Source organism: Serratia sp. AXJ-M (assembly GCF_046531865.1).
In the GTDB taxonomy this organism is placed as follows: Bacteria; Pseudomonadota; Gammaproteobacteria; order Enterobacterales; family Enterobacteriaceae; genus Serratia; species Serratia liquefaciens.
Genome location: NZ_CP059394.1, coordinates 1,954,222 through 1,973,652, shown reverse-complemented (window position 1 = coordinate 1,973,652; position 19,431 = coordinate 1,954,222). Strand labels below are relative to the sequence as shown.

Sequence of the window (19,431 nt, the reverse complement as noted above, 5' to 3'; positions counted from 1 at the left end):
GGGTCAGCGCCATAAAAAAAGCCCGGTTTAAAAAACCGGGCTTTTTACCGTCCGCCAGCAGAGGTTATTACACCTTGCGGAAGATCAGAGAACCGTTGGTGCCGCCGAAACCGAAGGAGTTACACAGCGTGTACTGCATATCGCTTACCTGGCGTGCTTCGTGCGGAACGAAGTCCAGATCACAACCTTCATCCGGATTATCCAGGTTGATGGTTGGCGGAACGGCCTGGTCACGCAATGCCAGTACGGTGAAGATCGACTCAATCGCACCCGCCGCACCTAACAGGTGGCCGGTCATCGATTTGGTCGAGCTGACCATCACGCGCTGCGCATCGCTGCCAAATACCGACTTCACCGCCTGCGTTTCGGCTTTGTCGCCGGCCGGCGTTGAGGTGCCGTGCGCATTGATATAGCCGATTTGTGACGTGGTCACACCGGCATCTAGCAACGCATTTTCCATCGCCAGCGCAGCGCCCGCACCGTTTTCCGGTGGAGACGTCATGTGATAAGCATCACTGCTCATCCCAAAGCCAACAACTTCAGCATAAATCTTGGCGCCGCGTTTTTTGGCGTGCTCGTACTCTTCCAGCACCATCATGCCGGCACCGTCACCCAGAACAAAACCATCACGGTCCTTGTCCCAAGGGCGGCTGGCTGCCTGCGGATCTTCGTTGCGGGTCGACAACGCGCGTGCTGCGCCAAAGCCGCCGACGCCCAACGGGGTACTGGCTTTTTCTGCCCCACCGGCCAGCATGACGTCAGCATCATTGTAAGCAATGATACGCGCGGCGTGGCCGATGTTGTGCACACCTGAGGTACAGGCGGTGGCGATCGAAATGCTCGGGCCACGCATGCCGTACATGATAGTCAGGTGGCCTGCAATCATGTTTACTATGGTTGACGGCACAAAGAACGGACTGATTTTCCGTGGGCCACCGTTAACCAGTGAACTGTGGTTCTCTTCAATCAAACCCAGGCCGCCAATACCGGAGCCGATAGCGGCACCAATGCGGCTGGCGTTAGCCTCGGTGATATCCAGTTGTGCGTCCTGCATGGCTTGCATGCCGGCTGCGATACCGTACTGGATGAAGGCGTCCATCTTGCGCGCATCTTTGCGGGAGATGAAATCTTCTGAATTAAAATTCTTTACCAGGCCTGCAAACTTGGTCGCATAGGCAGAGGTATCGAAATGGTCGATCAGGCTGATGCCACTCTGACCGGCAAGAAGAGCGTTCCATGTGGACTCTACCGTATTGCCGACAGGAGACAACATGCCCAGTCCGGTCACAACTACTCGACGCTTAGACACGTTTGTCCTCCAAGGAGGGAAAAATATGACACTAGGGATAGAAAAAACTTAGGCGGTCGAGTGACCGCCTAGATATGTTCTCTTACTGCTGGCTGGCGTTGATGAAATCAATAGCTGCCTGAACAGTAGTGATTTTCTCAGCTTCTTCGTCTGGAATCTCGGTGTCGAACTCTTCTTCCAGAGCCATTACCAGCTCAACGGTGTCAAGAGAATCAGCACCCAGATCTTCAACGAAAGAAGCGTTATTTAAAACTTCTTCCTGTTTAACACCCAACTGCTCAACAATGATTTTCTTAACGCGTTCTTCGATAGTGCTCATACTCTTAAATTTCCTATCAAAACTCGCTTTCGCGATGGTTTTCGTAGTGTATAAAATGTTGAAAAAGATGCAACTAAATCCCGGCTGGTCAAACCACGATTTTACGCTATTTTGCGGTTTTTACCCCAAATAACGCAAATAGTTTTCGCATTTTTTAAATCATGTACATGCCGCCATTGACATGTAACGTTTCACCGGTGATGTAGCCAGCCTCATCAGAGGCTAAAAATGCAACAGCGCTGGCGATTTCTTTAGCATCCCCCAGCCGATTGGCTGGAACTGATGACAAAATGCCTGCGCGTTGATCATCTGTCAACGCCCGTGTCATGTCCGTCTCAATAAAGCCAGGTGCCACGACGTTGACCGTAATGCCACGCGAAGCAACTTCACGTGCCAAAGACTTACTAAAGCCAATCAGACCGGCTTTAGCCGCCGCGTAATTAGCCTGCCCTGCGTTCCCCATGGTACCGACAACGGAACCGATGGTGATGATCCGGCCAAACCGCTTTTTCATCATAGCTCGCATTACCGCTTTTGACAGACGGAATACGGAAGTCAGATTGGTGTTCAGGATATCCTGCCACTCGTCGTCCTTCATACGCATCAGGAGGTTATCACGCGTAATGCCGGCATTATTCACTAAAATGTCGATTTCGCCAAATTCAGCACGAATAGATGCCAGAACGCTGTCGATAGATTGAGCATCGACCACATTCAATGCAAACCCTTTGCCGTTCGCGCCCAGGTAGCTGCTGATAGCCTCAGCGCCGCTTTCACTGGTGGCGGTGCCGATCACTTTAGCGCCGCGTGCCACAAACGTTTCTGCAATAGCCCGGCCAATACCCCGGCTCGCGCCGGTGACCAGAACAACTTTACCTTCGAAGCTCATTGTTTTCCTCTTTATTGTTCAAGCGCCGCTGTCAGGCTGGCAGCGTCATTCACCGCCGCCGCCGTCAGGGTATCAACAATACGTTTAGTCAGACCGGTCAGAACCTTGCCCGGACCAACCTCTAGCAGCGACGTAACGCCCTGTGCTGCCATAAACTCAACGCTCTCGGTCCAACGTACCGGGCTGTACAACTGACGCACCAGCGCGCTGCGGATCGCTTCTGGATCGCTTTCAGCACGCACGTCGACGTTATTTACCACCGGCACCTGCGGAGCGCTGAAGGTGATGTCCTGCAACGCCACGGCCAGTTTGTCTGCAGCCGGCTTCATCAGTGCACAGTGCGAAGGCACGCTCACCGGCAACGGCAGCGCACGCTTGGCGCCAGCCGCTTTACAGGCTGCGCCTGCACGTTCAACCGCTTCTTTATTGCCGGCGATCACCACCTGGCCCGGGGAATTGAAGTTCACCGGGGAAACAACCTGCCCTTGGGCAGACTCTTCACAAGCCTTGGCGATAGCCGCATTGTCCAGACCAATGATGGCGGACATCGCGCCAGTGCCTTCCGGCACCGCTTCCTGCATCAGTTTGCCGCGCAGCTCAACCAGGCGGATTGCCGCCTGGAAATCCAGCACGCCCGCACAAACCAGCGCCGAGTACTCGCCCAGGCTGTGGCCGGCCATGATGGCCGGCATTTTGCCGCCCTGCTGCTGCCAAACGCGGAAAATCGCCACTGAGGCGGCCAGCAATGCCGGCTGCGTTTGCCAGGTTTTGTTCAGTTCTTCCGCCGGCCCTTGCTGCACCAGTTGCCACAGGTCGTAACCCAGAACGGAAGAGGCTTCGCTGAAAGTCGCTTCAACGATCGGATATTGAGCGGCCAAATCGGCCAGCATGCCCAGGGACTGTGAGCCCTGGCCTGGGAAAACAAAAGCAAATTGCGTCATTTTTTCTTCCTGTTAATCAGAAACGAACCAGCGCCGAGCCCCAGGTAAAGCCGCCGCCGAAGGCTTCCAGCAGCACCAGTTGGCCGCGCTGGATCCGCCCATCGCGCACCGCTTCATCGAGCGCTGCGGGGACCGAGGCGGCAGAGGTGTTACCGTGACGATCAAGCGTCACCACCACTTTATCCATCCCCATACCCAGTTTTTTTGCCGTTGCGCTGATAATGCGCAGGTTGGCCTGGTGCGGCACCAGCCAATCCAGCTGGCTGCGGTCCAGATCATTGGCCTGCAGCGTTTCGTCAACGATGTGAGCCAGTTCGGTAACCGCAACCTTGAAGACTTCATTGCCTGCCATGGTGACATAGGCCGGCTTTTCCTGGTCCTGACGATCCTTGAATGGCAACGTCAGCAGGCCGCCGTAGGTGCCGTCCGCATGCAGGTGAGTAGACAGAATGCCCGGCTCTTCAGAAGCGCCCAGCACCACTGCGCCAGCGCCATCACCAAACAGGATGATGGTACCGCGATCGTCAGGATCCAGCGTGCGAGAAAGCACGTCTGCACCAATCACCAGTGCACGCTTCACCGCGCCGTTCTTAACGTACTGATCGGCAACGCTCAACGCGTAGGTGAAACCGGCGCAGGCTGCAGCCAGATCGAAAGCCGCACAATCTTTAATTCCGAGCATCTGCTGCACCTGGCAGGCAGAACTTGGGAATGCGTGGCTCGAAGTGGTGGTCGCCACAACGATCAGCCCGATATCTTCTTTAGCCACACCTGCCATTTCCAGCGCTTTTTCAGCAGCATGGAAGCCCATCGTCGCCACTGTTTCATCAGCGGCGGCAATGCGGCGTTCACGGATACCGGTGCGAGTGACGATCCACTCGTCAGAGGTATCCACCATTTTTTCAAGGTCAGCGTTGGTGCGCACTTGTACGGGTAAATAACTCCCCGTACCGAGAATCTTTGTATACATGTACGATCAGTCACTCTTAGGTAATACAGCTTCAAGGCGCGCAGCAATCCTGTCAGGGACTTGCCGCTGCACCGCCTGCACAGCCTGTTCGATTGCAACTGCAAACGCGTGCGGGTTCGCAGCGCCGTGGCTCTTGATTACGGTGCTGCGCAATCCTAACAGACATGCGCCATTATACTGGTCGGGGTTCAGGTGGCCGAACCGCTTTACCACCCGTTTTTGCAACCAACGGCCCAACAATTTTAACCACCACGCCTGCTTGCCACCGTCTCCGGATGATTTCAGCAGCGATAAAAATACTCTTACCACCCCTTCCATGGTTTTCAGGGTGACGTTACCCACAAAGCCGTCGCAGACCATCACATCGGTTTTCCCGGTGAGAAGATCGTTGCCTTCCAGGTAACCAATATAGTTGATTGCCGGAGTATTTTTTAGCACGGCGGCCGCTTCGCGGATATTATCCAGACCTTTGGTTTCTTCTTCACCAATATTCAGCAGCGCCACGCGTGGTTGCGCAATCCCCACCACCTCTTCGGCCATCACCGCGCCCATCACCGCAAACTGCACCAGCATGGTGCTGTCGCATTCGACGTTGGCGCCCAGATCCAGCACCACGGTTTTACCGCCCAGCTGATTCGGGATCACCGTCATCAGCGCCGGACGTTCAATACCGTCCAACGGCTTAATCAGCATCTTCGCCAACCCCATCAGCGCACCGGTATTACCCGCGCTGACACAGCCCTGTGCATCACCGTTTTTGGTCAGTTCCAGCGCAATGCGCATGGAAGTGCCACGGCTGGCACGAATCGCTTGTGAGGGTTTGGCGTCGCCGGCAATCACAGATTCAGCGGGCACGACTTGCAAACGTTCCAGAAGAACCGGATCGGCTTTGGCAAGTAAAGGAGAGAGGGTGTCGGGATTGCCGACCAGCAGAAGATGAAGCTGTAAATTAGAGGCCAGTGCCTGCAATGAAGCAGGCACTGTGACGCAGGGACCGAAGTCCCCGCCCATTGCATCTAACGCCAGGGTTAGACGAGTCAAGGTACCGCTACTTAGCCGATAACCTTGCGACCGCGGTAGAAACCGTCGGCAGTGATGTGGTGACGACGATGAGTTTCACCAGAAGTCGCATCAACAGACAAAGTGGTGGTGGTCAGAGCATCGTGTGAACGACGCATGCCACGTTTGGAACGGGTTGGTTTATTTTGTTGTACGGCCATGGACCTTACTCCTTAATTACTTACGCTTTAAACTGGCTAATACGGCAAATGGGTTTGGTTTCTCCGCCTCTGGAGGCAGTTTGCCAAAGACCATGTCCGCTTCGGACACTTCACAGTGTTCAGATTCATGTACCGGGACGACAGGCAGTGAAAGAATAATTTCGTCTTCAATCATTGCCAGCAGATCAACTTCGCCAAACTCATCGACTTCGATCGGCTCGTACGCCCCCGGTAATGCCTCAGCCTGCTCATCATTGACGACCGGGCTAAAACAATATGTTGTGTGAACATGGTGTTCGAACGGGACTCCGCAGCGTTGGCACATCAGCATTACCTGGACGTCCGCATGCCCTGTTATCACCGCGAGGCGCTGGTTATCAATATCGAAAGATAACGAGACCTCAACATCACTGTCCACACTGACCACAGAGGCAGCAACACGTGTAACCTGCTCAGGCGCATAGGAACCAACATAGTCCAGGCGTTTCTGAGCGGTACGTACCGCATCAATGGTCAAGGGTAATTTTACCTTTTGCATAGGGCGCGCATATTAACTTTGTAACGACTTAGAGTCAAAGAAAAAGGCCGTAAAACGGCACCTTTCACCAATATTCGCTTCCTCAGCGGCGGACAGTTTAAAATGACCTCTCCATTTACGCTATGGTTTACGAAAAAAATTATGCAGAGACTACTCCTCGCCTCCACCTCGACCTACCGCAAGATGCTGTTGGAAAAACTGCATCTGCCTTTTACCTGTGACGCGCCGCAGGTCGATGAAACCCCATTGGCCGGGGAAACCGCCGAAGCGCTGGTCTTACGGCTGGCGACGGCGAAAGCCCAGGCATTGGCCATCGCCTATCCTGACCATTTGATTATCGGTTCCGACCAGGTCTGCGTGATCGACGGTAAAATAACCGGGAAACCGCATACCGAAGAGAACGCCTGTGCCCAATTGCGCCAGGCCAGCGGCCAAAGGGTGACGTTTTATACCGGTCTGGCGCTGTACAACAGCCGCAGCCATCACCTGCAGGCGCTTTGCGAGCCCTTCCATGTGCATTTCCGTGTGCTGAGCGACGCAGAAATCAGCGCTTATGTGCGCCTTGAACAGCCGCTCAACTGTGCGGGCAGTTTTAAAAGTGAAGGTCTGGGTATTGCGTTGTTCGAAAAACTGGAGGGGCGAGATCCGAATGGGTTGATCGGTCTGCCGCTGATAGCCCTGCTGGAGATGCTGCGGGCTGAAGGCATCAACCCGCTGATATAAAATACTTTTACTTACTGGCCTTTGGCCTGCTTGCGCAATACCTGCAGGCAGTGGCGCAACTCCTGGTCCATCGGCGCTTCGATACGCATGGTTTCGCCAGTACCCGGGTGTTCGAACCGCAGTGCCGCAGCATGCAAGAACAGGCGTTTGAGCCCGGTACCGGCCAACTGGCGATCGAATTCACGATCGCCATAGCGGTCATCGAAGGCTATCGGGTGCCCTGCGTGCAAGGTGTGAACGCGGATCTGGTGGGTGCGCCCGGTAATCGGGCTCGCCTTGACCAGCGTGGCATGCTCAAAGCGCTCTTCTACCTTGAAGCGGGTTTCCGACGGTTTACCTTCGCTATTGACGCGCACAATACGTTCGCCGCTTTGCAGAATGTTTTTCAGCAACGGTGCCTGCACGGCCTTGCAATGCGACTGCCATTGGCCACGTACCAGCGCCAGATAATCCTTCTGCATGCCTTTCAGCCGCAATTGCTCATGCAGCGAGCGCAGTGCAGAACGTTTTTTCGCCACCAGCAACACGCCGGAAGTATCGCGATCCAGCCGGTGCACCAGCTCCAGGAAACGGGCTTCCGGGCGCAGCGCGCGCAGGCCCTCAATCACGCCAAAGCTCAGGCCGCTGCCACCGTGCACCGCGGTGCCCGAAGGCTTGTTCAGCAGCAGCAAATGATCGTCTTCATACAAAATGCAATCGGCCAGTGCCGCCACTTTGTCCAGCTTGGCGGAAACCGGCGCGTCTTCACGTTCGGCAACGCGGACCGGCGGTACTCGCACCACGTCACCAGCCGCCAGCTTGTATTCAGCCTTGATGCGTCCTTTATTAACCCGTACCTCGCCTTTGCGTACGATGCGGTAAATCATGCTCTTCGGCACGCCTTTCAGGCGAGCAAGCAGAAAGTTGTCGATTCGCTGACCGGCTTCGTCGTCAGAAATCGTGATTAATTGTACTGCAGGAATGTTCGTTTTCATGGAGCGGGATTCTAAATAGAGCGCGTAAATAGCGCCACTTCTTTTTCTGTGCTTAACTGTCTCTCTGACTGCAGGAGAAACCCTGACGGACAATAAGGCAGCAAGCCGGTTTGAACGTTTGCGATTTCTTCCGCAGTTAAGGAAAAGTCACCTTGCTATAACAGTATCAGCAGTGGAATAATGCGTTTACTTTCCACGTTGATTCTCGTTAAACAGGGAAAACGGTGGAATTATAAAATTTGTCTGATGGCGCAAAAACGCAGCAATGGCGTAAGACGTAATGTGAAATCAAACAATTAGCGGGCTGCGGGTTGCAGCTTGGCCGGCAAATGGAATCAGATCTGTCGACGTAAATCAGAGGCTATTCCCCTAGTAAAAGTGCTGTTTTTCACAAAGAAATACAGGCTTACCGAGATAATGCGCCCCTATGCAGGCGACAACCGTGAGGTTGACGGCTTTGCGAGAAGACACGGGGTTTTCGGTTTTAATCCGGCCATGAGGTTATTTTGCCCGCAGCTTTGTCGATAATGTAAAAATAACGAGTAAGTTAAGATGAAAAGAATGTTGATTAACGCAACTCAGCAGGAAGAGTTGCGTGTTGCCCTCGTAGATGGACAGCGGCTGTATGATTTGGATATTGAAAGTCCGGGTCATGAACAGAAAAAAGCGAATATTTACAAAGGCAAAATCACTCGTATAGAACCAAGTCTTGAAGCAGCGTTCGTAGATTACGGCGCCGAACGACATGGTTTCCTCCCTCTTAAAGAAATCGCTCGCGAATACTTCCCAAGTAACTACTCCTCCCATGGTCGCCCGAACATCAAAGATGTGCTGCGCGAAGGCCAGGAAGTGATCGTTCAGGTTGATAAAGAAGAACGTGGCAACAAAGGCGCCGCCTTGACCACCTTCATCAGCCTGGCCGGCAGTTATTTGGTTCTGATGCCGAACAACCCACGTGCCGGTGGTATTTCACGCCGCATCGAAGGTGACGACCGCACTGAATTGAAAGAAGCGCTTTCTTCTCTGCAACTCCCGGATGGCATGGGCCTGATTGTTCGTACCGCAGGCGTTGGCAAATCGGCCGATGCATTGCAGTGGGATCTCTCTTTCCGCCTGAAGCACTGGGAAGCGATTAAAAAAGCCGCTGAAGGCCGCGCTGCGCCCTTCCTGATCCATCAGGAAAGCAACGTCATCGTACGTGCATTCCGCGACTATCTGCGCCCGGACATCGGCGAAATCCTGATCGACAATCCAAAAGTTCTCGATCTGGCCAAAGAGCACATCGCTGCCCTGGGCCGTCCGGATTTCAGCAGCAAAATCAAACTGTACAGCGGTGAAATCCCTCTGTTCAGCCACTACCAAATCGAATCTCAAATCGAATCCGCCTTCCAGCGTGAAGTTCGCCTGCCTTCCGGCGGTTCGATCGTTATCGACTCTACCGAAGCGCTGACCGCTATCGACATCAACTCCGCGCGTGCAACCCGCGGCGGCGATATCGAAGAAACCGCGTTCAACACCAACCTGGAAGCGGCAGACGAGATCGCTCGCCAGCTGCGCCTGCGTGACCTCGGCGGTCTGATCGTTATCGACTTTATCGATATGACCCCGGTTCGCCACCAGCGTGAAGTTGAAAACCGCCTGCGCGATGCCGTGCGTCAAGACCGTGCGCGTATCCAGATCGGCCGCATTTCCCGTTTCGGTCTGCTTGAGATGTCGCGTCAGCGCCTCAGCCCGTCACTGGGTGAATCCAGCCATCACGTTTGCCCACGCTGTAACGGCACCGGCACCATCCGTGATAACGAATCTCTGGCGCTGTCCATTCTTCGTTTGATCGAAGAAGAAGCGCTGAAAGAAAACACCAAAGAAGTTCACGCTATCGTGCCAGTTCAGGTGGCTTCTTACCTGTTGAACGAAAAACGTGAATCGGTGAGCGCGATCGAGAAACGTCAGGGTGGCGTGAAAGCGATCATCGTGCCGAACGATCAGATGCAAACCCCACACTACTCTGTGCTGCGCGTACGTAAGGGTGAAGAAACACCAACCCTGAGCTACCTGTTGCCGAAACTGCACGAAGAAGAGATGGCTCAGCCGTTGGAAGATGCGCCGATGGAGCGCAAACGCCCGGAACAGCCGGCTCTGGCCTCGTTCTCTCTGGCCGCCGATGCACCACCACCGGCTGAAGAAGCCGTTGCTACTCAGCCCGCCGTTGCGGCAACAGCAACCAAACAAGCTGCACCAGCCGCTGCCAAATCTGGTCTGTTGGGCCGTCTGTTTGGTGGTCTGAAAGCGCTGTTTGCCGGTGAAGAACAGCCGGTTGTCGAAGCCAAACCTGTGGTTGAAGCGCCTAAGACCGAAAGCAACGGTGAAAACCGTCGCCAGGATCGTCGCGGTCAACGTCGCCAGGGTACCGGTCGTAAAGACCGTGGTGAGCGCGGTGAACGTAGCGATCGTCCAGAACGTGGTGAACGCAAAGAGCGCGGTGAAGGCCGTGATAACCGCGATCGTGATAATCGTGAGCCGCGTGAAAATCGCGAACCGCGCGATAACCGCGAAGGCCGTGAAACACGTGAAGTGCGTGACGAGCAGCGCCGCAACCGTCGCAATGCGCAGCAAACCACTGCCACGGTTACCGATGAGCCGCAGTCTGAAGAAGCCGCCAAGGCACAGCGCGAAGAGCAGCAACAGCGCCGTGAGCAGCGTGCCGAGCGTCAACGCCGTCGTCAGGAAGAAAAGCGTCAGGCTCAGCAAGAAGTGGCCGCACTGGAAAGCACAGAAGCTGCCACAGCCAACACCGCCAGCGATGAAGATCACGAAGAACGTCAGATGCAGAATATGCAGCGTCGTCAACGTCGTCCTCTGTCGCAGAAGGTTCGTGTGCTGTCCGCGGAAGAAGAGCTGCATCGCGCAGCGGAAGAGCTGCTGGCACCTAAAACGCCGGTAGCAAAAGCTCAGGACGCGAAACCTGCTCAGGCCGAAGACAGCGTTAAACTGCTGCCGGAAACCGTTGAAGCGCAGGCCGAAGACGATGCACAGGGTGACAACCGCGCTAATGGCGAAAACGGCATGCCACGCCGCTCACGTCGTTCACCGCGCCACCTGCGCGTTAGCGGTCAGCGTCGTCGTCGTTACCGTGACGAGCGTTACCCAACTCAGTCGCCAATGCCACTGGCGGGGGCTTTTGCCTCACCAGAAATGGCGTCAGGCAAGGTCTGGGTGAGTTACCCTGTCACACAAGCTACGCAAGTGGTTGATGAAGCTGAAGTTCAGGCTGAAGCTAGCCAAATCGCTGCCGACAACGTCATGGCACCAGAAGCCGTCAGCGTGGCCGCTCCGGTGGTTGCCGCGGTCGCAGAGCAGGAAATCGCCCCGGTTAACCAGCAGGAAGCTGTGGCAGATACGGTTGAAACAGTTGTTGAAGAAGCCCAACCGGTTGTTGAAACCGCCGAGCCAATCATCGCTGCTCAGGCTGAAGACACTCCGGTAGCAGTTGAAACACCAGCGGTTGAAGAAACCGCAGTGGTTGAAGCAGCCGCTGCGGTCGAAAAAGCCCCAGCCGTTGAAGCGGCACCAGCGGTTGAAACTGCTCCTGAGGTTGAAGAAACCCCAGTAGCAGAGGCAACACCAGTCTTGGTGGTGGAAGAAACGGCAACAGTGGCAGAAGTCGTCACCGAGCCGGCTGCCGAGCCTGCTGCACCTGTCGTTGAAACTGCCCCGGTTCAGGAAACTGTAGCTCCGGCCGTTGTTGAAAAACAAGCGCCGGCAGTGCAACAGCAACCCGCACCGGTACAGGCTGGTACGCTGTACAAGCATATCGCTACGGCGCCAATGACCAAGGCCCCTGCTCCGGACTATGTGCCTGAGCAGCAGCAACACAGCGATTGGCAGCGTCCTTCCTTCGCCTTCGAAGGTAAAGGCTCAGCCGGTGGCCATGCGGCGGTAAATCAAGCTACCGCACCGGCAACCAAACCGCAGCCGGTTAACGAATAAGTTAATCTGCTTCGATAAAAAAACCCGCCATCAGGCGGGTTTTTTATTGCCGAAATAAACTCAGGCAATTTTTTTCAATTGTTTGATATCCAGCAAATCCAGCTTGCCGTCAATGCTGGCGACAAACCGCTTAAAATGCTCGGTGGCGTTGTGTTTCTCCAGCGCCTCCGCGCTTGCCCAGCGTTCAAAGAACACGAAAGTTCCTGGCTTCTCGAGATCGCGGTGCAGGTCATATTGCAGGTTGCCCAACTCCTGACGGCTTGGATCGATAATCTCATGCACCGCATCGCTGACGGCCGAAACAAACTCGGGTTTAGCCTGCAGGGTGGCAATAACTCGCACTTCCATTTTATTCTCCCATTCCAATGTGATTTATGTTGATAACCCGAGAGTTTTGACTCGGGGATCATTAGAATCCTTGTCACTATGCACCCGATAACCAATTGATTTCAACTTGCCGTGAACAAAGAGATGCATCGCAGGCACTTTCCGCTTATCCTTATGCCCCGGCGTGAATAAGCCCCATTATTCGCTTTTACTTAGACCCGAATCTAACCGCCGGAGCCTTGTAACATGACCGCACAGCCTCAAGCCCTGAAAATCCGCCGCCCTGACGACTGGCATATCCATTTGCGTGACGACGATATGCTGAAAACGGTTTTGCCCTATACCAGTCAGGTATTTGGCCGGGCGATTGTGATGCCCAACCTGGCTCCGCCAATTACTACCGTAGAAGCCGCCCGAGCGTATCGCGATCGCATTCTGGCAGCCGTCCCTCAGGGGCACAACTTTACCCCGCTGATGACCTGCTACCTGACCAATTCACTGGCCGCGGCAGAACTGGTTAATGGGTTTGAGCAAGGCGTTTTCACTGCGGCTAAGCTCTACCCTGCCAATGCCACGACCAACTCCAGCCATGGCGTCAGCGATGTGAAGGCCATCTACCCGCTGTTTGAGCAAATGCAAAAAATCGGCATGCCGCTGCTGATTCACGGTGAAGTGACCGATGCCGCCGTCGACATTTTCGATCGCGAGGCTCGCTTTATTGAACAGGTTATGGAACCGATTCGTCGTCAGTTCCCGGAGTTGAAAATTGTCTTCGAGCACATCACTACTAAAGAAGCGGCGCAGTACGTGCAAGAAGGCAATCGATTCCTTGGCGCGACTATCACCCCGCAGCATCTGATGTTTAACCGTAACCACATGCTGGTGGGTGGCATTCGTCCGCACCTGTTCTGCCTGCCGATCCTCAAGCGTAATATTCACCAGGATGCGCTGCGCAAAGCCGTTGCCAGCGGTTCGGATCGTTTCTTCCTCGGTACCGACTCCGCCCCTCATGCCAAACACCGTAAGGAATCGAGCTGCGGTTGTGCAGGCGTATTCAACGCGCCTAACGCTATTCCGGCCTATGCCAGCGTGTTCGAAGAACTGGGCGCATTAGAGCACCTGGAAGCTTTCTGTTCCCTGAACGGGCCAGGTTTCTATGGTCTGCCGGTCAATGCCGACTTCATCGAACTGCAGCGCGTGCCAACCACTCAAGCAGAAGAGATCGCCATGGGCAGCGAAACGGTGGTGCCCTTCCTTGCCGGAGAGACGCTGAAGTGGTCAGTGAAAGCATAATCTTCTTTTTTTAACGCAGCCTATTGCCCCCACGCGCGGTTAACTGTATAAATATCCAGTAAATCGCTTCGGGGGCAATTATGCGTGTTGAAGTCACTATAGATAAAACCAAACCGCTACCGGCAGGCGCCATTGAAGCGCTGACCGGCGAGCTGGGCAAACGGGTAAACCGCCAATTTCCAGATGCCGTGGTTCAGGTGCGTTATGCCGGTTCCAACGGGCTCTCAGTACTGGGCGGCCTGAAAACAGATAAAGACCTGATCGAGGAAATTCTCCAGGAAACCTGGGAAAGTGCCGACGATTGGTTTAGCGCAGAATAATACTGCAAGGTAGTTTTTGCCGGGGGTCGCTCTCCGGCTTTTTTGTATTTGAAGCCTGGCAACGCGCGGTTAAATTTCTGCTGGAAGAAAAGCCTTATCTGGTCTGTACTGAATGCTTTAACAGGAGATCTTTGACATGGCCCCGGACAAGGTTAAAACCGAAGAAACGATGACCTTTGGCGAACTGCTGGCGCTGATTGCCGATCAAAAACGCCGGCTGAGCGTACTTGAAGTGGCATTTTCCTACCTGGCCTTTGGTTTGGATGACAAAGCCAATCAACTATTGATTCACAGCCTGAAGCTGGAATCGCAGAATCAAAATCGTGATGCGGAAACGCAGAATCACTTTGCCCATCTGGCCGCAGAACTGGAAAAACGGTTACATGCCGCCCCGCCCCCTCCTGCTGTTGAATGACGGCGACGTCCCCATGCTGTATGTATTTTCATGGCGTGCTGCAGAATAATCACTCAAATAAATATTTATTTTACAAAATAAGCAGGGAAAAGCTCCACCCGCGAAACCAGATGCGTATACTGTAAAGGCCCACATGATGATGGGCCGCATTGATCCTCGTTAGTCACTCACGGTAGTTACTACTCAATAAGGGGTCTTTATGGACAGAAATGATGAAGTAATTCAGACGCACCCGCTTGTTGGTTGGGATATCAGTACTGTCGACGTTTATGACGCCATGATGATACGCCTTCATTACCTGTCTTCACTAGACCAGACGCCCGAAGACGCCCAAGTAGACAGAACGCTTTGGCTCACTACAGATGTCGCACGTCAATTAATCAATATCTTAGAAGCCGGCATCGCCAAGATTGAAGCAACGGATTACCAGGACCTTGATCGTAGAAAACACTAATTCACCGCACCAAAAAACCTAAGGCGCCAGCGATTTTCTCTGGCGCCTTTTTCTTTGCCGACAGGCAGCGCAACGGGTGCATTGCGGCGCTCAACCTTTTATCATAACGAAATAAGAAACGTATAACAGAGAGGTTACGGCACGTGGAATATGACTTAATTGTTGTGGGCAGCGGTTCGGTAGGTGCGGCGGCAGGCTACTATGCGACTCGAGCCGGCTTGAAAGTGTTAATGATAGACAGCGCCATGCCTCCACACCGTAACGGCAGCCACCACGGTGACACCCGCATCATCCGCCATGCCTATGGCGAAGGCGAAAAATATGTCCCGCTCATTCTCCGCGCCCAGGCCTTATGGAATGCGTTGATAAAACAAACCGGCGAAGAACTGTTTCAGGACTGCGGCGTGCTGAATATGGGTCCAGAGCCGTCTGAATTCATCCACAACGCGCAAAACAGCGCGAAGAAATTCCGCCTTAACACACAATTTCTGAGCGCAGAACAGATTAACCAACGCTGGCCGGAATTCAATGCACCGGAAGGTTACGTCGGCGTGTTTGAACCTGATGCCGGTTTCCTGCGTTCTGAAAAGGCGGTTGCCAGCCTGATCAAGCTTGCCAAAGAAGCCGGTTGCAGCCAGCTGTTCAATTGTCCGGTCACGGGGGTGCAACCTGTCGAGGGCGGTGTCGAAGTGGTCACCTCCGAAGGTCGCTTTCAGGGCCGTAAGGCCGTGGTCACCACCGGTACCTGGGTCAAGGCTTTGCTGCCGCAATTGCCGATTTCGCCGCTGCGCAAAGTATTTTCCTGGCATCAGGCCGACGGCCGCTACAGCATAAACAACCGTTTCCCGGCGTTCACCGTCGAAGCGCAAGACGGCAGCCATTATTACGGCTTCCCTGCCGATAACGACGGGCTGAAAATCGGCAAGCACGATGGCGGGCAACCGATGGAAACGCCGGATCAGCGCAAGCCCTTTGGCAGTTTCACCAGTGACGGAACCGAGGTTTTCCACTTCCTTCGTCAATTCTTGCCGGGTGTAGGGGTATGTTTACACGGTGAAGCATGCAGCTATGATATGAGTCCGGATGAAGATTTCATTATTGATACCCTGCCGGACTGCGATCGCTTGATGGTTATCAGCGGCCTGAGCGGCCACGGCTTCAAATTTGCCAGCGTGCTAGGCGAGATTGCCGCCCTGTTTGCCGAGGACAAAACCTTACCGATAGATATCTCTGCCTTTACGCTCAAACGCTTTAAATAACCCTCCTCAATGGACACAACCGCCCCCGTCAACACGTTCGGAGGCGGTTATGCCCCGCAGTTACACGCTGAATTTAGCGTATCAATTTGAAATATAGTGGGAATAATATTTCAACGGAAATTTCTGGCGCAAGTATCCGGATTTCCGAATTGATCCCCCGTGGTGTAAGTTCTATTTTACAGCTGATATGCCCCTGGTAATTTCTCGCTCAACAAGGACGTCACCATGAAACTGCTTGTCGTGGACGAATGCTGCTTCACCCGGGTCGGTATCGATAACTATTTTACGGACAATGTTTTCAGCCAGGTAAAATGTTGCCACAGCCTGGAACAAGCAACTCCGCTGCTGGATCACTACCGCCCAAGCCATATCCTGGTCAACCTTACCAAACACTGTCGTTACAGTGAGGATGATGCTCAATTGCAGGCTTTTATCGAGGCCACCCCATCCGCGCTGTTGTTTATTTATCTGGACACGCCGTACCCATACAGCGAAACACCGATGCGCATCGCTGACCACGCTTTCCTGTTCAACAAAGCCACATTACCCGTCACCCTGCGCATGATGCGGGAAAAGCCGGTCTCACTGATGGATTGCAGCGTGGAACACTCTCTGTTCAGCCCGCAGGAGCTGACGGTGATGAAACACTGGATGGCGGAAATGCCCAATTACCGCATCGCAAAAAAGCTGCAAATCAGCTCGCACACCGTTTATGTGCACAAACGCCACATCACAGAGAAAATCAACGCCCGTAATCGGCTAGAATTTTATTCGCTGTATAACGTGCTGCGCTATTTTTATCCGCCGAGCGTTCCCGTCAGCGCTATGTCACCTTCGTTGATGGCGGTATAACCGAAGCCTGCTGCAAAGCAGGCTGTTTTCACACGAAGATTCCCCCTGATACCCGACTTTACCTTCTCGGCAGTATTAACGCTGGCTGCAAAAATACTATAATCAGCCCGTCCTTATCTTTTGGCTGCTGAGAATGCTAAACAAAATACTGTCGGCGATCGTCAACAACGTCCGCGAACATCTGGTGCTGTATATCTGCCTGTGGCTGGTGCTGTTGGCGCTGGATGTCTATTTCTTCTTTATGCCTTAACCCCATGCCGCAGACTTTTCCCCGTTTGCGCTTTAGCCGATTCGGTTCACCGGAACAGGTGATTGCCCTTGAAGATGCCGTCATTCCGGCACTACAGCCCAATCAACTGCTAGTGCAGATGCGCTACGCACCAATAAATCCATCCGATTTGATTCCCATCTATGGTCAGTATGCACACCGTACTCTCCTGCCTCAGGTTCCTGGCTACGAAGGGGTTGGGGTCGCGGTTGATCCTCGCGGTCAACCTACCGACAGACGCGCGCTCACCGTCATGGGTAATGGCAGTTGGCAAAGCTTTGTCACGATCGATAGCGCCAAAGCCATTTGGGTACCGGACGACATCGACGACGCCACTGCGGCACAAATCTACATTAATCCACTGACCTGCTGGGTATTACTGACACAATGGTTGCAGCTAAACGCGGGGGACATCCTGATGATTAACGGCGGCGGTTCGGCGATCGGCCTGCTGTTTTGCCAGTTGGCGGCTTTGCGCGGTATCAGATTGGTGGTTGTGGTGCGTAATCCCACCCATCGCCAGGCGCTGCTGAATGCCGGTGCCTGGCGGGTTGTAGAAGGACAATTACTGCAGCAATATCGTTTGCAACAGCTCACGGGCCATGCGGCGCGTGCCGCGATCGACTGCGTCGGCGGTGAAGATGGCTTGCATCTGGCACTTTCGGTCAGCGTGACCGGCGATTTTGTCGCCCTGGGGTTGCTCGGCAACCGGCAGGTGGACTGGCAGTATATTTCTCGCCAACTCCGGCTTCGCACTTCCCTGTTTCACCTGCGCAAATGGAACGCACAGGCAACTGCGGTGCAGTGGCAGGCGGCATTCCAACAGCTGTTCAATCTGGTGAGACGCGGCCAATTGGTGTTGCAAAGCCCGGCGGCTATTTATCCGTTGCGGCATTATAAACTGGCACTGCAACACGCCGCCGACAGCAAAACCCAGGGGAAAGTCTTCTTTACTCCGGAGTAACCGGTTTGCCTGGCTGACCATCGCCGAGAATAACCGCCAATTTATGTCCCCCTTCGGTGGTCTCCAGGGCAATGCGGGTAATAATGGTCAGCGGCACCGACAGTAACATCCCTACCGGCCCCATCAGCCAGCCCCAGAAGATCAACGACAGGAAAACCACCAGCGTCGATAACCCAAGTCCTCGCCCCATGACGCGCGGCTCCAGCATATTGCCAATCACCAGATTGATCGCGATAAAACCTGTGGCTACCACCAGCGCATCACCAAAGCCGTTAAACAGCAGCGCCTGGATCAGTGGCGGAACCGCGGCGATCACCGAGCCGATGTTGGGAATATAATTCAGCAAAAACGCCAGCAGCCCCCAAATAAAGGCAAAGCGCACGTCGACCGCAGCCAAAAATCCCCAGACGATGACGCCGGTTGCCAGACTGATCGCCGTTTTGATCACCAGATAACGCGTGACGCCGTCTAACGCACGCCGAATATTGGCGATGCCTTCGCTAGGTTTATCCAGCGCCTGCTGCAGTTTGTAAGGCAACAGCTGCACTTCAAACAGCATAAATACCACGGTCATCAGCAGCAGGAAAATATTGGTCATGGCCCCCGAGAAACGGCTTAACAGGCGGGTGATCAAATTCATCGCCGAGCTGGGGTCAACATACTGCAGCATCGCTTCGGGGGATATGGTGATGTTGAGGCGATCGGCGTAATGCTGCAGCTCACTCAGTTTTTCCATCATCATGCCGCGGTACTGGGGGAGCGAACGGGCAAATTCGTTCAGCGATGCGCCCAATATGCCGATGAACAACATCAACGCCACCACGACCAGCACCACCAGTAAAGTCACACCGAGCACGCGCGGTATACGCCAGCGTTCTAGCTGCGTTACCAGCGGATTCAGTACCATAGCGAGAAACACCGCCAGTAAGAATGGCACCACGATATCCGCAGCCGCTTTGACGCCGGCGAGAATAATGACCAACATTGCCAGCAAGATTGCCAGCCGCAGGCTTCGATCGGTCAACAGGGTTCGGCCCATGACATTTCCTTTGTGTTAATGGTGTGACCCTGCGGGCCATCCGATGTGTCTTATGTTAGCAAACTCTGTTGTCCTGCCGCAGAGGTATTGCTGTATGAATAAACGTCCCACTTTTGCAGAACATTGACTGGAAATAATCGACAAACTTGACTAGCGATTTATTCGCCAGAACAACTCATGCTATTTACGTAAAATGACAAAAGCTGACAATAATAAATAAAACCATTATTTTTCAATCAATAACAATCCAACAATACACAATCACAATTATTACCTTCAACGATTTCACTGATTAACCTGACGCTATCTCAGCCAAATTCACTGATTAATATTTTAAAGAAGTAACATAGTTAAATTTATTATTGATTTT

21 protein-coding genes are annotated in these 19,431 nt (G+C 53.8%); 10 read left to right on the top strand and 11 right to left on the bottom strand.

Annotated elements, in window-relative coordinates; translation table 11 throughout:
* Positions 1-67: 67 nt before the first annotated feature.
* The 8 genes from fabF to yceD form a co-directional block, all read right to left on the bottom strand.
* Complete coding sequence (gene fabF / locus H0S68_RS09245; protein WP_041414447.1) at positions 68-1,309, bottom strand: beta-ketoacyl-ACP synthase II; 1,242 nt, start codon at positions 1,307-1,309, stop codon at positions 68-70.
* Positions 1,310-1,391: 82 nt separating this feature from the next.
* Complete coding sequence (acpP, locus tag H0S68_RS09240; protein ID WP_004719003.1) at positions 1,392-1,628, bottom strand: acyl carrier protein; 237 nt, start codon at positions 1,626-1,628, stop codon at positions 1,392-1,394.
* A 154-nt stretch (positions 1,629-1,782) separates the two neighbouring features.
* On the bottom strand, positions 1,783-2,517 hold the full coding sequence (fabG, locus tag H0S68_RS09235; RefSeq protein WP_020826338.1) for a 3-oxoacyl-ACP reductase FabG: 735 nt from the start codon (positions 2,515-2,517) through the stop codon (positions 1,783-1,785).
* Between the two features lie 11 nt (positions 2,518-2,528).
* Positions 2,529-3,458 carry an ACP S-malonyltransferase gene (gene fabD / locus H0S68_RS09230; protein WP_020826337.1) on the bottom strand — a complete coding sequence of 310 codons (930 nt, stop codon included), beginning with the start codon at positions 3,456-3,458 and terminating at the stop codon, positions 2,529-2,531.
* A gap of 16 nt (positions 3,459-3,474) precedes the next feature.
* Positions 3,475-4,428 (bottom strand): beta-ketoacyl-ACP synthase III, encoded by a 954-nt coding sequence (locus tag H0S68_RS09225; protein WP_041414443.1) that lies wholly within the window; start codon positions 4,426-4,428, stop codon positions 3,475-3,477.
* A 6-nt stretch (positions 4,429-4,434) separates the two neighbouring features.
* Positions 4,435-5,469: a phosphate acyltransferase PlsX gene (gene plsX, locus H0S68_RS09220; protein ID WP_071827011.1), complete on the bottom strand. Its 1,035-nt coding sequence runs from the start codon at positions 5,467-5,469 to the stop codon at positions 4,435-4,437.
* A gap of 11 nt (positions 5,470-5,480) precedes the next feature.
* Positions 5,481-5,648: a 50S ribosomal protein L32 gene (gene rpmF, locus H0S68_RS09215; protein WP_004943042.1), complete on the bottom strand. Its 168-nt coding sequence runs from the start codon at positions 5,646-5,648 to the stop codon at positions 5,481-5,483.
* Between the two features lie 16 nt (positions 5,649-5,664).
* Positions 5,665-6,186, bottom strand: coding sequence for a 23S rRNA accumulation protein YceD (yceD, locus tag H0S68_RS09210; RefSeq protein ID WP_020826334.1), 522 nt, complete (start codon positions 6,184-6,186; stop codon positions 5,665-5,667).
* A gap of 141 nt (positions 6,187-6,327) precedes the next feature.
* Here yceD and H0S68_RS09205 point away from each other — a divergent pair, with 141 nt between their 5' ends.
* Positions 6,328-6,909 carry a Maf family protein gene (locus tag H0S68_RS09205; protein ID WP_201895394.1) on the top strand — a complete coding sequence of 194 codons (582 nt, stop codon included), beginning with the start codon at positions 6,328-6,330 and terminating at the stop codon, positions 6,907-6,909.
* 11 nt (positions 6,910-6,920) lie between these two features.
* Here the strand turns inward: H0S68_RS09205 and rluC are convergent, their stop codons facing one another.
* Positions 6,921-7,883 carry a 23S rRNA pseudouridine(955/2504/2580) synthase RluC gene (gene rluC / locus H0S68_RS09200; protein WP_020826332.1) on the bottom strand — a complete coding sequence of 321 codons (963 nt, stop codon included), beginning with the start codon at positions 7,881-7,883 and terminating at the stop codon, positions 6,921-6,923.
* A 552-nt stretch (positions 7,884-8,435) separates the two neighbouring features.
* Here rluC and rne point away from each other — a divergent pair.
* Positions 8,436-11,870, top strand: coding sequence for a ribonuclease E (gene rne / locus H0S68_RS09195; protein ID WP_410529329.1), 3,435 nt, complete (start codon positions 8,436-8,438; stop codon positions 11,868-11,870).
* A 60-nt stretch (positions 11,871-11,930) separates the two neighbouring features.
* Here the strand turns inward: rne and H0S68_RS09190 are convergent, their stop codons facing one another.
* On the bottom strand, positions 11,931-12,218 hold the full coding sequence (locus H0S68_RS09190) for a putative quinol monooxygenase (protein ID WP_020826330.1): 288 nt from the start codon (positions 12,216-12,218) through the stop codon (positions 11,931-11,933).
* 225 nt (positions 12,219-12,443) lie between these two features.
* Here H0S68_RS09190 and pyrC point away from each other — a divergent pair, with 225 nt between their 5' ends.
* From pyrC to H0S68_RS09150, 8 genes are all read left to right on the top strand, one after another.
* Positions 12,444-13,490 (top strand): dihydroorotase, encoded by a 1,047-nt coding sequence (pyrC, locus tag H0S68_RS09185; RefSeq protein ID WP_176983845.1) that lies wholly within the window; start codon positions 12,444-12,446, stop codon positions 13,488-13,490.
* 80 nt (positions 13,491-13,570) lie between these two features.
* Positions 13,571-13,810, top strand: coding sequence for a DNA damage-inducible protein I (gene dinI / locus H0S68_RS09180; RefSeq protein ID WP_020826328.1), 240 nt, complete (start codon positions 13,571-13,573; stop codon positions 13,808-13,810).
* A gap of 136 nt (positions 13,811-13,946) precedes the next feature.
* Positions 13,947-14,225 carry a hypothetical protein gene (locus H0S68_RS09175; protein ID WP_020826327.1) on the top strand — a complete coding sequence of 93 codons (279 nt, stop codon included), beginning with the start codon at positions 13,947-13,949 and terminating at the stop codon, positions 14,223-14,225.
* Positions 14,226-14,424: 199 nt separating this feature from the next.
* Complete coding sequence (gene bssS, locus H0S68_RS09170) at positions 14,425-14,679, top strand: biofilm formation regulator BssS (protein ID WP_020826326.1); 255 nt, start codon at positions 14,425-14,427, stop codon at positions 14,677-14,679.
* 143 nt (positions 14,680-14,822) lie between these two features.
* The gene (gene solA, locus H0S68_RS09165; RefSeq protein WP_020826325.1) at positions 14,823-15,938 is read left to right on the top strand and encodes an N-methyl-L-tryptophan oxidase; all 1,116 of its coding nucleotides are present in this window, start codon (positions 14,823-14,825) and stop codon (positions 15,936-15,938) included.
* A gap of 225 nt (positions 15,939-16,163) precedes the next feature.
* On the top strand, positions 16,164-16,790 hold the full coding sequence (locus tag H0S68_RS09160) for a LuxR C-terminal-related transcriptional regulator (RefSeq protein ID WP_020826324.1): 627 nt from the start codon (positions 16,164-16,166) through the stop codon (positions 16,788-16,790).
* 133 nt (positions 16,791-16,923) lie between these two features.
* Complete coding sequence (locus H0S68_RS09155) at positions 16,924-17,040, top strand: DUF2770 family protein (protein WP_012006315.1); 117 nt, start codon at positions 16,924-16,926, stop codon at positions 17,038-17,040.
* Positions 17,015-18,022: a zinc-dependent alcohol dehydrogenase family protein gene (locus H0S68_RS09150; protein ID WP_236591359.1), complete on the top strand. Its 1,008-nt coding sequence runs from the start codon at positions 17,015-17,017 to the stop codon at positions 18,020-18,022. The genes H0S68_RS09155 and H0S68_RS09150 overlap by 26 nt, the downstream gene beginning before the upstream one ends.
* On the opposite strand, the gene H0S68_RS09145 is transcribed toward H0S68_RS09150, so the two are convergent.
* Entirely contained in the window at positions 18,009-19,061 is a 1,053-nt protein-coding gene (locus tag H0S68_RS09145) for an AI-2E family transporter (protein ID WP_201895396.1), read from the bottom strand. The genes H0S68_RS09150 and H0S68_RS09145 overlap by 14 nt on opposite strands.
* Positions 19,062-19,431 lie beyond the last annotated feature (370 nt).

Bases quoted from the DNA above. Each gene is read 5' to 3' on its own strand.
- rluC (WP_020826332.1), bottom strand. From the start codon at position 7,883: ATGAAAACGAACATTCCTGCAGTACAATTAATCACGATTTCTGACGAC.
- fabG (WP_020826338.1), bottom strand. From the start codon at position 2,517: ATGAGCTTCGAAGGTAAAGTTGTTCTGGTCACCGGCGCGAGCCGGGGT.
- dinI (WP_020826328.1), top strand. From the start codon at position 13,571: ATGCGTGTTGAAGTCACTATAGATAAAACCAAACCGCTACCGGCAGGC.
- H0S68_RS09175 (WP_020826327.1), top strand. From the start codon at position 13,947: ATGGCCCCGGACAAGGTTAAAACCGAAGAAACGATGACCTTTGGCGAA.
- bssS (WP_020826326.1), top strand. From the start codon at position 14,425: ATGGACAGAAATGATGAAGTAATTCAGACGCACCCGCTTGTTGGTTGG.
- H0S68_RS09155 (WP_012006315.1), top strand. From the start codon at position 16,924: ATGCTAAACAAAATACTGTCGGCGATCGTCAACAACGTCCGCGAACAT.
- H0S68_RS09145 (WP_201895396.1), bottom strand. From the start codon at position 19,061: ATGGGCCGAACCCTGTTGACCGATCGAAGCCTGCGGCTGGCAATCTTG.
- fabD (WP_020826337.1), bottom strand. From the start codon at position 3,458: ATGACGCAATTTGCTTTTGTTTTCCCAGGCCAGGGCTCACAGTCCCTG.
- H0S68_RS09225 (WP_041414443.1), bottom strand. From the start codon at position 4,428: ATGTATACAAAGATTCTCGGTACGGGGAGTTATTTACCCGTACAAGTG.
- H0S68_RS09190 (WP_020826330.1), bottom strand. From the start codon at position 12,218: ATGGAAGTGCGAGTTATTGCCACCCTGCAGGCTAAACCCGAGTTTGTT.
- pyrC (WP_176983845.1), top strand. From the start codon at position 12,444: ATGACCGCACAGCCTCAAGCCCTGAAAATCCGCCGCCCTGACGACTGG.
- H0S68_RS09205 (WP_201895394.1), top strand. From the start codon at position 6,328: ATGCAGAGACTACTCCTCGCCTCCACCTCGACCTACCGCAAGATGCTG.
- rpmF (WP_004943042.1), bottom strand. From the start codon at position 5,648: ATGGCCGTACAACAAAATAAACCAACCCGTTCCAAACGTGGCATGCGT.
- rne (WP_410529329.1), top strand. From the start codon at position 8,436: ATGAAAAGAATGTTGATTAACGCAACTCAGCAGGAAGAGTTGCGTGTT.
- H0S68_RS09150 (WP_236591359.1), top strand. From the start codon at position 17,015: ATGTCTATTTCTTCTTTATGCCTTAACCCCATGCCGCAGACTTTTCCC.
- yceD (WP_020826334.1), bottom strand. From the start codon at position 6,186: ATGCAAAAGGTAAAATTACCCTTGACCATTGATGCGGTACGTACCGCT.
- H0S68_RS09160 (WP_020826324.1), top strand. From the start codon at position 16,164: ATGAAACTGCTTGTCGTGGACGAATGCTGCTTCACCCGGGTCGGTATC.
- acpP (WP_004719003.1), bottom strand. From the start codon at position 1,628: ATGAGCACTATCGAAGAACGCGTTAAGAAAATCATTGTTGAGCAGTTG.